This window comes from Leptolyngbya sp. FACHB-36, from assembly GCF_014695955.1.
Lineage (GTDB): Bacteria > Cyanobacteriota > Cyanobacteriia > Leptolyngbyales > Leptolyngbyaceae > FACHB-36.
The window spans coordinates 1-14,966 of the sequence record NZ_JACJPG010000477.1; the positions used below are offsets into that span (position 1 = coordinate 1).

Here is a 14,966-nt window from a genome sequence, read left to right on the forward strand (position 1 = left end):
GTGACGCGCTCGATGTTGAACAGACGCCGCACTTCCTGAGTCGTGGTGCTAAAGATGCTGTCCAAATCGGACACTTGGCGAATCTTGGTGATTACGCGGTTGAGTGCCTGCTCCTGCTCGGCGGCGCGCGTGAGCTGAGTGGTTTGTTCTGTCTGCTGAATAGCAATCCCTAGCTGATCGGCAAGTCGCGTCAGGGTGGAGACTTCTGCTTCTTGCCACTGACGAGGACCAGAGTTCTGATACGCCGCCAATAGTCCCCAAACGTTCTGCCCTTGCTTAATCGGGACGATTAGATACGATCGAACCTCATAGCGTTGCAGCGTCTCGACGTAGCACTCGTTCAAGCCTGAGTTCAGGAGATCATTCACGATAAAGCTACTGCGCTGCTGGGTTTGTCCTCCCTGGGTGTCCCGCATGTAGTCATCTTGGTGCGGGTTAGCAGTAAAGGTTTTCATGCGGCAGCCTTTGAGGGCATCTCGGACAAAGGAACCTCGATCGCCCTCATTCAGCAAGGGAGTCCAACCACTAGCGACCGATTCAGCAACAAATTGACCGCTCCAGTCGGCATCAAAGCGATACACCACCACGCGATCGCACTTCAGCAAGCGTCGAACTTCCTGAGTCGTGTTGCGAAAAATGGTGTTCACATCGAGCGACTGCTGAATCCGGCTCATTGCTTTAGCAATGACGTGTTCCCGCTCTAGCGACTGCTGCTGCTGGATCCGAAATTCGACTGGCTGAAGCGTCAGCGCTAGCTCAGTTACGACTTGAGCCAGCAAGCTTATTTCAATCTCTTGCCAGTGTCTCGGTTGTCGACACTGCTGGGCAACCAGTAATCCCCAAACTTGCCCGTTAATCCAGAGCGGCAGCGCCAAGCTTGCCTTCACCTGAAATTTTTCTAAAAGCTGCTTCCAGTACGGGGACGGATTTGCTTGGGTAACATCGTGGAGTGCGATCGCTTGTTTTCGCCCGTATTCTGCTGCCTGATTTGCACCAAAACATAGCGCAGATAGCGTTTCGCCCAGTGCCGGAGTCCAGCTAGGATCTAAGGCTTCTGCAACCACAGTGCCTTGGTTCTCGGTGCTAAAGCGGTAAAGCAGCACGCGATCGGCTTGCAAACTCTCTTGCACTTGGGCAACGGTAATCTGGCATACTTCGTCTAAATCTGTGCCTTGACGAATCCGCTGCCCGATCGCCAACGCCTGCTGACGCACGACTTTAAGACCGTCTTGCATCGTAGATGAAACCACATCGCCTTCTTGACCCGCGAACTCAGAAGGTGTGCGGATGCCATCGGTGTCTGTAGCCGCAACATCAGGACTAGCCACCGATGGCACAGCAATTCCTGCGTCTTTCATCCAGTTGTGAAACGCATGGTTGGATGCACGATCGGACTGGCCACCAGTTGCAGCATGATTTGTACCAGAATTCGTTGAGAAGCTAGTCATGAACAAACTCTCCGTTCAGGGATCGGGTTATCGGAAGAAATTAACGAGGGTAGTGCACCTGAAGGAGCGGGTCTTGAGCCAATGCTTTGGCATTGAGGACGGGGCTACTGGACGCGACGAAGTAACCTTGCATGCAAGACAACAATTTGGCAGAAAACAACCCTACGGTTGGCGGCTGCAACTGCTGCAAATTATGGGTTTCAATGTCGATCGTCTGAGGTACCACCATTCCCAAACAGGTGTGATTGGTTTGAATGGCGATCGTGCTTACCGTCTCTAAGGAGCGAAAATCGGTTAGTGAAGACGCAAAGCCTAATTGCTGTGCCAAATCCACCAGCCACAGCATCTCTCCCTGCCAGTTGTAAATTCCCAGCACGCAATCGGGCATATGAGGAACGGGCAAAATTTCCATCACGGGCACCTTTCGCACCTGCTGAATGCTGCTGAGCGGCAATAGGGCAGTTTCCCGATCGTTGATATAAAAGCGCAAGAACCGTCGTTCAGTCTCAGACCGCGTACCATTGAGCGATTGAGCGCTGTTGAACGGTGAGCGTTGACCTAACGGCTGAGGTAATCCACTGAGTTGATGATTGGCTGCATAGCCGCCGATCGGCTCCAAGCCTTGATTCAACCAACTTTCTACAGAAGCAGCGCGGTAGCTAGATTCAGCAAGGGTTAGCGCTCCCTCTAGCTCGATTTCCTCATACCACGCGGGTAAATTTTGTCCCGGTCGGTAGCCGCCCACTTTGACAAACTTGATTGACTCTGGCTTTAGGTCATCAAAGAGTTGACGAATTGCAGTAACCATCTCGTCCTGATCGGGAACGGGTGCTGACTCCAGCAAAATTCCCAAACAGTTGCCGTGGCTGCCCACTCTCGCAAAGATGCCTCTAGGATTGAGGACTTGGTTGAGCAATCCGGCGATCGCATTTGGATCGCCGCGTTTCACCAGCGCCAAGGCATCTGACGAATCTGCAAGTTGAGGATTGCCCACTGCCTTATCTCCTCATCAACTGCTGAATCGTCTGGACAAATTCACGTTGATCAACTGGCTTAGGAAGATAGGCATCTGCTCCCAACAAATCGCCCCATAGCTTGTCCGCTTGTGTTCCCTTAGACGAACAAATGACCACTGGGATGGAAACTGTTCCCGGATTAGTTTTCAGCTCATGGCATAATTCAAATCCGCTTTGCCCTGGTAGAATCACATCCAGCACAATTAAATCTGGCTTGTAGGAAGTCAGTTTTTCTTGCGCTTCCTCTACGCTTCCAACACTGACGACCGTTAAACCAGACTGCTGCAAGTAGTGAGTTAGCTTTTTTGATTCCGTCAGGCTATCTTCGACCAGCAAAATCGTACTCATCTTTCTCCAAAGCTATTACATTAAGTGACTGATTTGTAGCCGTTGCGCTAAGCAGTCCGACATGACTACATTAAGCGAATTAACGCGCCACGCTAAGAAACTGGGACTGCGCATTGAAAACAGAAAGTGAGTGCTGTTACAAGGCGAACTATATGAAAATTGAAGCACTGAGATTAGGTGACAGCGTTTCTCCAGGTAAGCCAACAAGCTACCTTAAAACTCTGTACTAACAGGGTTAGTGGCTTTTTTAACTCATCTCTATTTAGCGTCATGTGAAGACAGCTTGTGAAACCCTAAATAGTATTTCATCAAAGTCTTCTTAACGCAGATTTCATATCCTTAGGATAATTTGAGATTGATACTTCAACTGCCAGTAAAGGTCAAAAAACTGCAATGTGGTGATGCCCTGAAGCAGTGCTGTTTGCCGCAGTACAGCTCTATAGAAATGCGTTTAGAGCGTGTATCGTTACCATTAGTAGCATGTGATACGGCGGCATGAAAACAAAGCGATTGTGCTTTATAAATTCTTTATAAAACATCACGCTTTAAATGATTAATGTTAACAATGACTTGTGTAGAAAAGATTGTTGTTACTCAATGGCTCAACTAATTGTTAACTTTCTCCTCTTTTTTGCGGATTTGAGAAACGCTGCCAGAATAAAGTGTTGAGCTGGGCTGTAAGAAAAATTTTGTAGGAGTTGAGTCAAGGCGATCGAGGCTGAAACCGCTAGATTATAGCCCGATTCAGCGACCAACCGAGGTGCGAAAAGTAATTAAGTAGCCCCTAAATACTGAGCCAAAAGAATAAATCTCGTGAATCAAATCTACTCTCTCCAAGCGACAAAGTATGCGTTTGTCTTTGCTTCTAGTGTCACAGCGCTAAGGGAGCATCTTCAGTACTGTAGTGAGGAGAAATTCACAGGTCAGCTAGACTTAAAGATTCAATTTGCCCAACCGCGACCCTTGAGCCTATATTTTGAAGAAGGCAATTTAGTCTGGGGAGACGGTGGAGTCCATCCCATCCGACGATTGCATCGACACATATCCCGGCAGTGTTCGGCAGAAGTGGCTGCTACTATTAACGAAATAGGGCACATTCAGTCTGGGAGCTACGAGTTTTTAACAACGCTGCTGTTGCAAACAAAGATTCAGCCGCAAGATGTGGAAGCAATTTTGACAGGTCTTGTCACAGAGATTCTGTTTGATCTTCACCAGCAGTGGGCGCAGCGCGGATATAGCTCTAGCTTGCAGCTCAAATTTAACTACGTTCCGTTGAGCACTCATCCATTGTCTGTAGCCGTTTCACTCGATGCTCTGTGGTCGCAAGCAATAGAGACGTGGCAAACGTGGCAGCGTGCCGGACTAGAAGATTACTCTCCAAATCATGCCCCTTCGCTTTGGGATACTGATGCCTTAAAGCAACAGGTTTTGCCTAGCACTTACCAAAACCTGGTTGCGACAATTGACGGCAACCGAACGCTAAGAGATTTAGCAATGAAGTCAAATAAAAATTTATTGACTGTGACTAAATCACTTTTGCCGTACATACAGCAAGGGTTAGTGAAGCTATTAGACATTGAAGACTTTAAGCCCTTTACCTATCTTGCTGTACCTGAACTAGTGCAGTCCTCACTAGTTCAGGCTCCTTCACCTAAGTCCTTCGTAGAGCCTAGCCTTGACGCCCCCTTGATTGCCTACGTTGACGACTACAAAGTCGATGGTCAGACGATGAATCAAATTCTCACGAATATGGGCTATCGGTTTATCCACATTCAGGACCCGCTTCAAGCATTACCGCTTCTGCTAGAACATAAACCTAAACTGGTTTTCTTAGATCTCGTAATGCCGATCGTCAACGGGTACGAAGCTTGTGCTCAAATTCGCCGCGTTTCGAGGTTCAAGGATACCCCTATTATTATCCTCACCAGCAATGATGGCATTGTGGATCGGGTGCGCGCAAAGATAGTCGGTTCAACTGGCTTTTTGTCAAAGCCGATCGACCCTAAAAAAGTGCAAGCCGTCGTACAAAAGTATTTAGGACGAGAGTAAATCGCTTACTCAGCATCACGGCGTAATTTGTGGCTCACACAATGGCGTTAGCATTGCTTTTACCATTGCTGAACAGGTCGCGCTTCTGATGGTTCCTGAAGAGATTTACAGCCGAGACTGGTATCATCCTTACAACACTGGAGCAGCTTAAAGAGCCTTGTACCTGTGAAGATGCAGCTTGATTTTACAGCCATGAAGCTTGCTTCGAGTAAGTGAGAGCGTGAATCAGGCAAGCGTAGCTCAAACAGCGATCGCCCAAAACGTATCGAGCTTGTCATTCGCTTGAAAGATTGAACCCTTTTGCTGGTTATGACCCAAACGAACACAGCCAAAATAATTCTCGATACTGATCCGGGTGGCGACGATATCTTTGCATTTTTATGGCTACTGAGTTTGGTGAAGCAAAATTTGGGAGAACTCGTTGCTGTCACCTCCGCTGCTGGCAATGTCTCTGCCCAAAAAACCTTCTCCAGCGCGAGTCAAATTCTGAATCTTGGTGGATTGCATCACGTTGAAGTCGGTCGAGGAGTGCCGCTGAAAGCGGCAGCAGAAGAGGATGCGGCTCACATTCACGGAGCAGACGGCATGGGTAATTTATCCACAACGTTGCCGGCTGCTACACGCTCCTATGAAACGGCTCGCTACTCTGATGAATTGATCATTGACAAACTCAATGCGGCACCCGGGGAAATTACGCTGGTGGCGATCGGTCCTTTGACAAATTTGGCGGCGGCGGAAGAGAGACAGCCTGGCATCCTGAGAAAAGCCAAGGAAGTTGTGCTGATGGCTGGGGCATTTCAACGTCCTGGCAATGTCACTCCTCACGCTGAGTTTAATGTCTGGTTTAACCCAGAAGCCGCGCAAACTGTCTTCGCGAGTCGGAATGACCTCGTGGTGATGCCGCTAGATGTCACAACTCAGCTGATTTTTACGAGAGAAATGGCGCAAGCGGTGAGTCAAGTTAATTCTGAGAGCCGCCTTTCTAAGTTTCTGGTTTCTCTCTGCGAGTTTATGATTGGAACTGCGCTGGGCTATCGCGAAACAGGTGGAATTAATGGCTTTCTCGTTCACGATGCAGCAACGTTAGGCTATTTGTTTTATCCAGAAACTTTAATGTTGAAAAGAGCCAGAGTCAGAATTGAAACCAAGGGCGAATGGACTCGCGGACAAACATTAACTGACGATCGACGTGCTGCGAAGACAGGAGCGAATGCTTGGGTTGCGTTGAGGATAGATGAAGCTAATTTCTTCACTAGCTTTATTGAGGATTTGAAATACCTCATCAGTAGAAACTGACATTCCAGCAGGATATTCCTTGTGGGCGGTTCATTCCCAACCTCTGTACTAAATCCATTGGAAGCAGGGGTGCACCTAATTTTGGATGGAGGGGAATGCACCATTCCCCTGTTTTTGGAGGCGCTGGAGCGCGGCGAGGAGCACGGAATTTTTCGATCGCTCGACAAGCCAGATGTAACTCAGACACCGACTCCGCGCTTCGATTTGCTAAACCTGAATGCCTACCTTACGATTGCGGTGCAGTTTTCTCGCGGCTGTCTCAGCGATCGTGTCGTTCATTCTTGCGTTGACAAGACATTACTTGGAAAGATTTGGCTCTACAACCGTGGGAAAGCTCTCAAAGTTACGCCGCACCCAGTCCATCCCTACCTCGTTATTAAGTTTGACTTTCTGAGGTGTATTCGGATAAATCTTCCCTAGGATATCCGCATCTTGATCCACCACGACCTTACCAAACTTGAGATAAGTGCTGCTAAGCAGCTTAAAGATTGAATGCTTGGCTTGACCGAAAAGCAGAATATAAGTTCGAGTTCGATGTTCAGACTCTGGCACAAAGAAATGACACTGTGCAGCTTTACCGAATGGCATTTCGCCATGAAAAATTACCAAGGACGGAAAGTGATTTTCCAGGCGTGCTTTAATTGTGCTGGGTAACAGCATCAAATCAGGTTTTCTCAGCTTTTCGGTCAAGCTGTAGGGCGCTGTAGGCATGTCATAAAACGCATGAGAACGGTGTCCATCATCAATAAACTGATGAAACTCCACGTCGGTAATTCGAAACAAATCCCGATGGGTGCCGTTTTGATGATTGTAATCATGCATATTCAGCAGCATACTTAGCAGATCTGTTTCAACACTGCGATCTGCAGTATGCCCAACGAATTCATACGTGTTTGCAATCTCATTGAGTACGGTAGGAATGGGGATCTTCGGCTCGTATCCGCCATAAGACCAGACGAAATCTCCTTGAATCGTTAACTCTAAAGGCTTCAGTAAGGATAATGTTTTCTTGTCTGATCCAGGTAAAACCGTGGAGCCTTCTGCATCAAACTTGAGGGCGTGGAACGGGCAGACAACCGCACTGGTGCCATTACTTTCGACTTCACACCACCCCTCTGACAGCATGGCTCCCATGTGAGGGCAGGCATTGGGCAGGGCATGAATAGCTCCAGTTGCGTCTTTCCACATCACATAGTCTGCGCCATATAAAGAAACTTTCTGGGGTTGATTCACGCTCAGCATAGATTTGTGCGCCAATAGCCAGGGCGCACCGGGAAGCATCGACTGCATGGTGTTCTCCGCGAGGTATAAAATTGTGAAAATTATGTCGTGTTTCTAAAATATGACAAAAGATTCACATTCGTCAAGCACTCATTCATCAAATCTGCGGCGTCAGCCGAAACAGCAGCGAGGCAAAGAACGAGTCGAAAAGATTCTGGATGCGGCAGCCGCTGTGTTTGATGAGGTGGGGTACGACGCGACAACGACCCATTTAATTGCAGCCAAAGCAGGGACAGCGATCGGGTCACTGTATCAATTTTTTCCTGACAAAGCTGCCATTTTCAAAGCGATGGAGTTACGCCACGCGGAGCGCGTAAAGGCAATGTGGGCACAGGTAGATATCCCAGCCATTGTTCAGTTGCCACTCCGTCAGATGATTCAGGCGATTGCCAGTGCTGTTGCAGAACTGTTTGAGCAGCCCGTATCACGGGTGGTATTTGTGCAGTTTTATCTGGCACGCGAAATCTTTCAGTCGATCGATGAAAGCATGACTCAGGAGGCAATCAATTTCATGGCAAGTGTTTTGAAGCAGCGAAACCCTGCTCTGACAGAGGCACAATACAGTCTGCTTGCCGAGGTCTGTGTGCACAGCAGCAATGCGGTCATGCTGGCGGCACTTCGCAGTCTAGAGGAGGAGCGCCGCCAAGGGTTGACTCAACAGATTGAGGAACTGCTGGTGTCATATTTAGAGCCGCACGTGGGAGACAATCAGTTGAGTAATGTAATGAAAGTAATGATATGCCCGCACTGCCGATCGCAGCAGCTATCTAAAAACGGATATCGTCGGGGAAAGCAGTGCTACCGCTGCAAGGAGTGTGGAAAGCAGTTTGTGGAGTCTAGGCTGCGATCGACCATAGGATGAATCAAACAGCACTGTATTAGATGCAGATGTACCTTTAGATTGAGGAGAGGCGATCGCGGCAATTTATCACGAGGCAACGCATGACTCCAGTACCTATCGTCGATCGCTACCCTTCTGACGCTCTTTCAAGCTAATCTTTGCTGAATCAATGATCCGTTGAAGATTCGAGGATTGAAATCATCAGGGTATGGAGGTTGCAATTAAACATGGCAGCACCAATTTCAGAAACAACGATTCAACATCACGCAACCGACAACTCCTTTAGTCGGGGAGAAGATTACTACCATCGGGGAGTCGTGACCGATCTGGTGCAGCGGGGCAATATTATTCATGCAGACGTCGAAGGCAGTGAAGTTGCTCCCTACCGGGTCAGTCTTCAGTTCGGCTCCGGTGGCATTACTTCGGCTCGCTGTACCTGCCCGTATGACTATGAAAGCTGGTGTAAACATATTGTGGCAGCAGCGCTGACTTGGGTGCGGCAAGCCGATCGAATTGAACTCCGACCAACGCTGCCGCAGTTGTTAGATCGATTGGATCATTTGCAAACGCAACGATTGGTGCAAGCGTTAGTCGAAGAGCAACCAGAACTGATCGATGCGGTCGATCGCCACGTCATGCTGCTGTCTAATCCTGCTCCACCTGTACAGACTGCTGCGCCCCGTCGCCGCACGACCTTGGATGTGGCTCCCTTTCGACGGCAGGTGAAGCACATTTTGCGAGAGGGCGTGCGATCGCTAGAGGAAGGGTATGAAGATGATCCATTTAGCGATGATCTATTGAGTGTGATTGAAAAGGCACAGGCTTTTTCTAGAAGCGAAGATGGGGATAGCGCGATCGCCATTTTGTCAGCCATTACTGAAGCCTGTGTAGACGAATGGGATGACATCAGCGATTACGGAGGTGATTCTTTTCCGATTGCCGAGTCGCTGAACGAAGCTTGGGCTGAGGCGATTCTGAGCGCTGATCTCTCGCCACCTGACGTTGTGGATTTGCGGGTGATGTTGGAAGAGTGGCAAGATGCGATGGATGCCGATTTTTCTATGAGTTTAGCGGCGTTACAGCAAGGTTGGCATGATCCGGATCTACAACGGGCACTACAAGGTAACGGCTACGCTGATCCAGAACGGTTAAACACTACCTTTGGTCAGGATCTTGCATGGGTGAGGCTGCAAATACTCGATCGGCAGGGACGACAACAGGAATATTTGAACCTGGCTCGTACAGGAGGATTGATGCTGCAATACTTAACGCGATTAGCGGAAATAGGCAGCATTGATGCCGCGATGGCTGCTGCCCGCGAGCGGATGACCACGGCTGAAGAAGCGTTTGCTCTAGCAAAGACGTTACGAGAGAAAAATCATTTATCTGAGGCATTGGCGATCGCTCAAGCTGGGCTCCCCCTACCTGGAAATTGCCGATATGCCCTAGCCAGTTGGACTAGTGAACTGGCAGAAGGACTAGGAGATTCAGCCGCTGCACGGGATGCCAGTATTCTCGCTTTTAAGCTGCGTCCCAGCTTTTCAGATTATCAACGGATCACGCATCTCGCGGCTCATCAGTGGGAAGGCATTAAACCAGACTTGCTGGAAACGCTGCGCCAGTCCCGAGACTGGGAAGCTAGGGACGCAAAGGTGGACATTTTCCTGCATGAGGGATTGCTGGATGATGCGATTCAAGCGGTGCAATCTGACGGTTATTACCGCTCTGAGTTGACCCATCGCGTTATGCAGGCAGCAGTGCCTACCCATCCCAATTGGGTGATCGAAGCGGCTCGCCAACGGGCAGAACCGATTATGGAGCAAGGCAAAGCCGATCGCTACCAGGAAGCGGTGCGATGGCTACAACAAGCAAAAGCGGCTTATGTTCAATCGGGACAGCAAGCGGTTTGGACGACGTATTTCAATCAATTGCAGTCCATCCACGCCCGCAAACGTAAACTAATGGATTTATTCAAGCAACTGCGGTGATAGGTCGAGCGCTTCGGGCGATCGGCAGCGCAGCTACTGCTGCAATTCGAAATTCGAATTTCGAATTTCGAATTGCAGAAGCTTGAGTCTGCTTACGTTTTAGTGGTTTGATCTGTAGCTGGAATTTAGAGAGCTGGTATGGACTAAAGGACAAGCTATAAAAGCAATGAGTGATTTTGCTCACACGAAAACTCGGGCAGCGTCACCGATCGCCCTTTGGTCACATCACAACTTTGTAAAGCTGACATCACAGGAGATCCGCCGATTGATGGGGATACTAGCCTCATGTCGTTACATCAGGACTGCACCATGACTCAACTTCGCCAGATTGTGCAAGCAGCGCTTCGAGCAGGCTACCTAACCAGTGAATCAGAAGCCGCGATCCGGCATCTTGCAGAGTTGCCCTGCACGCTATCTGATATCGAGTCGTTGATCACCCTTCAGCAAGCAGTATCCACAGGTAAAGTAGCGCGCCTGTCACAGCCTCTGGCGGAATCAGCTGTACTAAAGCGATAAATTTAGCGGTTCTCCCGTTAAGGCGGTGATAACTTCTGGTTATCAGCGAAGCCAGCCAAGAAGCACTCCCGAGAATTTTTGAAATTCACAAAGCCATACGCCTGCCGTCGAATCAACTTAATGCGGTTATCAATTGCAGCGCTGCTGGTGGCAGAAATTGCCACCAGTTCCGGTTTCATAAGTCAATTAGCCGGATTACGCACCCGCTGCATCCTTTAACGGCTTCGGCTTATAGGTCGATGCCACGTGCAGTTCTTTAAGCTGCCTGTCGTCTACGCCAGATGGTGCATTGGTCAGCAAACAGCGGGCTTGCTGCGTTTTTGGGAAGGCGATCACATCGCGGATCGACTCTTCACCTGACAGCAGCATCACCCAGCGATCGATGCCGTAGGCAATGCCCCCGTGTGGCGGCGCACCGTAGTCAAACGCTTCTACAAAGAAGCCAAATTTGTTCTGCGCCTCTTCCTCAGATAGCCCAATCAGCTCAAACACCTTGGTTTGCACTTCTGGCTGAAAGATCCGGACGCTGCCGCCACCCGCCTCAACGCCGTTGTACACCAAGTCATACGCCTGAGCACGAGCCGTCTTTAAGTCGTCGAGGTCGTCTGGATGGGGTGCGGTGAAGGGGTGATGCAGTGCCTCCAGTCGCTTTTCGTCAGGGTTCCACTCGAACATGGGAAAATCCGTCACCCACAGCAAATTAATTCGATCGGGGTCAATCAATCCGAGTTCTTGACCCAAACACTGCCGCAGGCGATCGAGCGTTTTATTCACCGTCACCGTGTCGCCTGCTGCAAACAGCAGCAAATGTCCGGGTTGCGCTCCGGTCCGCTTCAGGATCTCCTGCTGCTGCTCGTCGCTGAGGTTGTCTTTGATCGCGCCGATCGTGTCGATTTCGCCGCTGTCGCGCACGCGGATGTATGCCAGTCCTCTCGCGCCCATGTCGGTCGCTTCCTTGAACAAATCACCACCGGGCTTGATCCGCACGTTGGAGATCACGTCATTGCCGTTGGGAATCGGCAGAATTTTGACCATGCCGCCTTTGTTCACCGCGTCCGCGAACACCTTGAAGCCAGAATTTTTGACCACATCCGACACGTCCACCAGTTCTAGTTCAAAGCGCGTATCGGGTTTGTCGCTGCCGTAGCGCGACATGGCTTCTGCGTACGTCAAGCGCGGAAATGGCATTGGCACCTCAATTCCTTTCATGGTCTTGAGGATGTGGCACACCAGCCGTTCGTTCAGGTGCAGAATCTCCTCCTGGGTCATGAAGCTCATTTCCATGTCCAGTTGGGTAAATTCTGGCTGACGCTCTGCCCGCAAGTCTTCATCCCGAAAACAGCGGGCAACTTGATAGTAGCGATCGCACCCCGACACCATGAGCAACTGCTTAAACAACTGCGGCGACTGCGGTAGGGCATACCACTCGCTTGGGTTTACCCGCGACGGCACCAAGTAGTCGCGTGCACCCTCCGGGGTCGATCGCGTCAAAATCGGCGTCTCGACCTCCATAAAGCCTTCGGTATCTTCCAAAAAGCGGCGCACCGTCTTGATTAAGTTATGCCGCAGCTGTAGATTTCGGCTCATGCGCTCCCGCCGTAAATCTAGGTAGCGATATTTCAGCCGCAGTTCTTCCCGCACGGGTTCGTCTTCGGCTCGCGATACCTGGAACGGAAGCTGCTTCCGCACCGCGTTAAGGATTTCGATCTGGTCGGCGTAAATCTCGACGTCTCCGGTTGCAATGCGCGAGTTGAGCGACACTTCGGGACGTTGGGTGACGCGACCGGAGATTTTGACGACGTATTCGTTGCGCAGTCCGTCTGCCTGCGGATACGAGGTTGGTGTCCGCTCTGGGTCGCTGACAACTTGAACAATGCCCGTGCGATCGCGCAAATCGACGAAGATCACACCTCCGTGATCGCGGCGACGGTCTACCCAACCGCACAGGGTAACAGTCTCTCCAATGTGGCTGGCGCGGAGTTGACCGCAGTAGTGGCTTCGCATGGCGTTTGATTCAGGTGCTCTACAACAAATAGGTATGGGTTTAGTCTAGCGACTCGATCGTCGTGGGCGTAAAGGCAAATCCAATTATCCAGCATCTCGACCGCCATCCGGTCTAGCGTTGACGCAATCTTTGTGCAAACTGTAATGACGATCGAGTTGACGACAGTGGTGGACGCTGCCAAAGTCCGGCTGAGGATTTACACCTGAGAGATTAATATGGCTCGTTTTCTCATTGGGACAATTCCGATCGCGGGGCACGTCAGCCCTGCCCTGCCGATCGCGCGGAGGCTGGTCGAACGCGCTCATTCTGTCCAAAGGCGATAGAGGAGGGAAGTAAATGCTTGTGTTAACAGACGAACAGGCAACGACCGTTCACCGCTTGCTGACTTGCATCCTGCTGAATGAGAACACCGACTAGCAGACGTAGAAGACGCGCTCATCTGACTGTCTCTAGAGAACCGCCAAATCCTCTGTCCCTTCGATTCCCTGCGGTCTAAAAATCTCGCTCAAGCGATCGTCCGAGAGTTAAGACAGGAATAAAATCAATGTCTAACGTTTGCTGAAACGCAGCAGTCGATGAAGACGCTACAGTGCTCGACTGAGAGACTGGTTCAGGCAACGACGCTGAAGGCGTAAGCAACAAGCTTGAAGCACAGAACTGTGATCTTCCGAACGATCGCGGGAACACTACCTCAGTCATTAGCTGACCTTCCATCTTGCAAAGCTTGCAGATTTCTCGTTCATCCATTGCGTGAGCGAGTATCATCGCGGTCAAAAGAACGGATAGCGTGGTAACACCTGTGACGATCGTCTAGCTTGCACAGTTGTCGCAACTAATGGAAACCTGTCTCGTCATGTCATCTACGAGAGCTGATAAGGCAGTCAAAAACCCTGATTCTCAGCCAAAAACAGCGAGTTCTTACTAAGAACAGGTTAAGGAACCCTAAAAGCTCTCCAGCGTCAAAAATTTAAGCATTGTCGATGTGTCTTCGGAGTACTCTCTCATGTCCTACTCAAATTCTTGGAAATCTGGAACCGCAGTCCTCGTTGCCTTAGGACTCGTGACCGGAACAGCCGCGCCGATCGTGATGACCGCGCCTGCTGTAGCGCAAACCGCCTTTCCCGATGTGCCCTCTAACTACTGGGCAAGCAGCTTTATTCAGGAACTCGTGACCCGTCAGGTAATCGCGGGCTTCCCCGATGGCACGTTCCGTCCAGAGGAACCTGTTACCCGCGCTCAGTTTGCCTCAATGATCCGCAAAGCGTTTAGCCGCCAAGCGATCCGCAATCCGGCGCAGTTTAACGATGTGCCCTCTAACTACTGGGCAGCAGCCGCCATCCAAGAAGCTTACTCTACAGGCTTCTTAGCAGGCTACCCCGACGGCAGCTTCCGCCCGAACGAAAACATTCCTCGCGCGCAAGTGTTGGTGTCGCTAGCCAATGGCTTGAACTACGCTGCCACTGGCACCGTAGACAACGTACTGGTAGCGTACAACGACGCCGCTAGCATTCCTGGCTATGCCCGTCCCAGCATTGCCGCTGCGACCGAGCGACGGATCGTGGTCAACTATCCCGATGTTCGCACGCTGAGTCCCAACCAGACTGCAACTCGCGCAGAAGTCGCCGCGTTCATCTACCAAGCGCTGGTAAGCTCTGGACAAGTTGCTGCCATCAACTCGCCGTACATTGTGGGTCAGGCAACAGCGCCCCAAGCTGTACGAATTCCGGCAGGAACAGCGATCCCAGTCCGTTACGAACAGGCTGAACGCATTCTGCTAGCGAAGAATGAACCCAAGCCCGCACCCTTGACGCTGAAAGTGGCACAGAACATCGTCACGTCTAACGGTGCGGTGCTGATTCCTGCAGGCAGCGATGTGGTAGGAGAGCTGCGGACCGTACAGGGGGGTGCTCAGTTTGTGGCTAGCCAGATTGTGCTGGCTAACGGTCAACAAATTCCAGTTAGCGCCAACTCTGAAGTGATTACCCGCACAGAAACCGTTCGTCGGGGTGCTACCACAGGCAAGATCTTAACGAGCACCGTGGTAGGTGCTGGAGCTGCTGCTGCCATCGCTGGCGTCACGGGCGATCGCACCATCAAAGCTGAGGAAGTGTTGGGCGGTGCGGCAGTGGGTGCCCTCGCTAGCGCGATTCTGGGCCGCGATCGGACTGAGCTTATCGC

General features: G+C 50.7%; 12 protein-coding genes and 1 pseudogene. 7 read left to right on the plus strand and 6 right to left on the minus strand.

Annotation, left to right across the window (positions count from 1 at the left end; genetic code table 11):
* The 3 genes from H6F43_RS13595 to H6F43_RS13605 form a co-directional block, all read right to left on the minus strand.
* The coding region (locus tag H6F43_RS13595) for a GAF domain-containing protein (protein WP_190343277.1) at nucleotides 1-1,448 on the minus strand (1,448 nt) is incomplete at its 3' end.
* A gap of 40 nt (nucleotides 1,449-1,488) precedes the next feature.
* Nucleotides 1,489-2,442 (minus strand): chemotaxis protein CheW, encoded by a 954-nt coding sequence (locus H6F43_RS13600; RefSeq protein ID WP_190343278.1) that lies wholly within the window; start codon nucleotides 2,440-2,442, stop codon nucleotides 1,489-1,491.
* A gap of 4 nt (nucleotides 2,443-2,446) precedes the next feature.
* Nucleotides 2,447-2,812, minus strand: coding sequence for a response regulator (locus H6F43_RS13605; RefSeq protein WP_190343279.1), 366 nt, complete (start codon nucleotides 2,810-2,812; stop codon nucleotides 2,447-2,449).
* Between the two features lie 813 nt (nucleotides 2,813-3,625).
* Here H6F43_RS13605 and H6F43_RS23155 point away from each other — a divergent pair.
* The 3 genes and pseudogenes from H6F43_RS23155 to H6F43_RS23160 all read left to right on the plus strand — a co-directional run.
* On the plus strand, nucleotides 3,626-4,861 hold the full coding sequence (locus H6F43_RS23155; RefSeq protein WP_199290340.1) for a response regulator: 1,236 nt from the start codon (nucleotides 3,626-3,628) through the stop codon (nucleotides 4,859-4,861).
* 309 nt (nucleotides 4,862-5,170) lie between these two features.
* The gene (locus tag H6F43_RS13615) at nucleotides 5,171-6,157 is read left to right on the plus strand and encodes a nucleoside hydrolase (RefSeq protein WP_190343280.1); all 987 of its coding nucleotides are present in this window, start codon (nucleotides 5,171-5,173) and stop codon (nucleotides 6,155-6,157) included.
* A gap of 21 nt (nucleotides 6,158-6,178) precedes the next feature.
* Nucleotides 6,179-6,415, plus strand: a pseudogene (locus H6F43_RS23160) (B12-binding domain-containing radical SAM protein); the annotation flags it as partial.
* A 39-nt stretch (nucleotides 6,416-6,454) separates the two neighbouring features.
* Here the strand turns inward: H6F43_RS23160 and H6F43_RS13620 are convergent.
* The gene (locus H6F43_RS13620) at nucleotides 6,455-7,447 is read right to left on the minus strand and encodes a Rieske 2Fe-2S domain-containing protein (RefSeq protein ID WP_190343281.1); all 993 of its coding nucleotides are present in this window, start codon (nucleotides 7,445-7,447) and stop codon (nucleotides 6,455-6,457) included.
* Between the two features lie 52 nt (nucleotides 7,448-7,499).
* Between H6F43_RS13620 and H6F43_RS13625 the strand changes: the two genes are divergently transcribed.
* From H6F43_RS13625 to H6F43_RS13635, 3 genes are all read left to right on the plus strand, one after another.
* Complete coding sequence (locus H6F43_RS13625) at nucleotides 7,500-8,300, plus strand: TetR/AcrR family transcriptional regulator (protein WP_190343282.1); 801 nt, start codon at nucleotides 7,500-7,502, stop codon at nucleotides 8,298-8,300.
* A 206-nt stretch (nucleotides 8,301-8,506) separates the two neighbouring features.
* Entirely contained in the window at nucleotides 8,507-10,267 is a 1,761-nt protein-coding gene (locus H6F43_RS13630) for an SWIM zinc finger family protein (protein WP_190343283.1), read from the plus strand.
* Nucleotides 10,268-10,576: 309 nt separating this feature from the next.
* Complete coding sequence (locus H6F43_RS13635; protein WP_190343284.1) at nucleotides 10,577-10,783, plus strand: hypothetical protein; 207 nt, start codon at nucleotides 10,577-10,579, stop codon at nucleotides 10,781-10,783.
* A gap of 195 nt (nucleotides 10,784-10,978) precedes the next feature.
* Here H6F43_RS13635 and aspS read toward each other — a convergent pair whose 3' ends face one another.
* Together aspS and H6F43_RS13645 are read right to left on the minus strand one after the other, a co-directional pair.
* The gene (gene aspS / locus H6F43_RS13640; protein ID WP_190343285.1) at nucleotides 10,979-12,787 is read right to left on the minus strand and encodes an aspartate--tRNA ligase; all 1,809 of its coding nucleotides are present in this window, start codon (nucleotides 12,785-12,787) and stop codon (nucleotides 10,979-10,981) included.
* A gap of 84 nt (nucleotides 12,788-12,871) precedes the next feature.
* The gene (locus tag H6F43_RS13645; protein ID WP_190343286.1) at nucleotides 12,872-13,093 is read right to left on the minus strand and encodes a hypothetical protein; all 222 of its coding nucleotides are present in this window, start codon (nucleotides 13,091-13,093) and stop codon (nucleotides 12,872-12,874) included.
* A gap of 698 nt (nucleotides 13,094-13,791) precedes the next feature.
* Between H6F43_RS13645 and H6F43_RS13650 the strand changes: the two genes are divergently transcribed.
* Nucleotides 13,792-14,966: S-layer homology domain-containing protein (locus H6F43_RS13650; RefSeq protein ID WP_190343287.1), on the plus strand; the 1,175-nt coding region annotated here is incomplete at its 3' end.

Bases quoted from the DNA above. Each gene is read 5' to 3' on its own strand.
- H6F43_RS13605 (WP_190343279.1), bottom strand. From the start codon at position 2,812: ATGAGTACGATTTTGCTGGTCGAAGATAGCCTGACGGAATCAAAAAAG.
- H6F43_RS13615 (WP_190343280.1), top strand. From the start codon at position 5,171: ATGACCCAAACGAACACAGCCAAAATAATTCTCGATACTGATCCGGGT.
- H6F43_RS13620 (WP_190343281.1), bottom strand. From the start codon at position 7,447: ATGCAGTCGATGCTTCCCGGTGCGCCCTGGCTATTGGCGCACAAATCT.
- H6F43_RS13625 (WP_190343282.1), top strand. From the start codon at position 7,500: ATGACAAAAGATTCACATTCGTCAAGCACTCATTCATCAAATCTGCGG.
- H6F43_RS13630 (WP_190343283.1), top strand. From the start codon at position 8,507: ATGGCAGCACCAATTTCAGAAACAACGATTCAACATCACGCAACCGAC.
- H6F43_RS13635 (WP_190343284.1), top strand. From the start codon at position 10,577: ATGACTCAACTTCGCCAGATTGTGCAAGCAGCGCTTCGAGCAGGCTAC.
- aspS (WP_190343285.1), bottom strand. From the start codon at position 12,787: ATGCGAAGCCACTACTGCGGTCAACTCCGCGCCAGCCACATTGGAGAG.
- H6F43_RS13645 (WP_190343286.1), bottom strand. From the start codon at position 13,093: ATGAGCGCGTTCGACCAGCCTCCGCGCGATCGGCAGGGCAGGGCTGAC.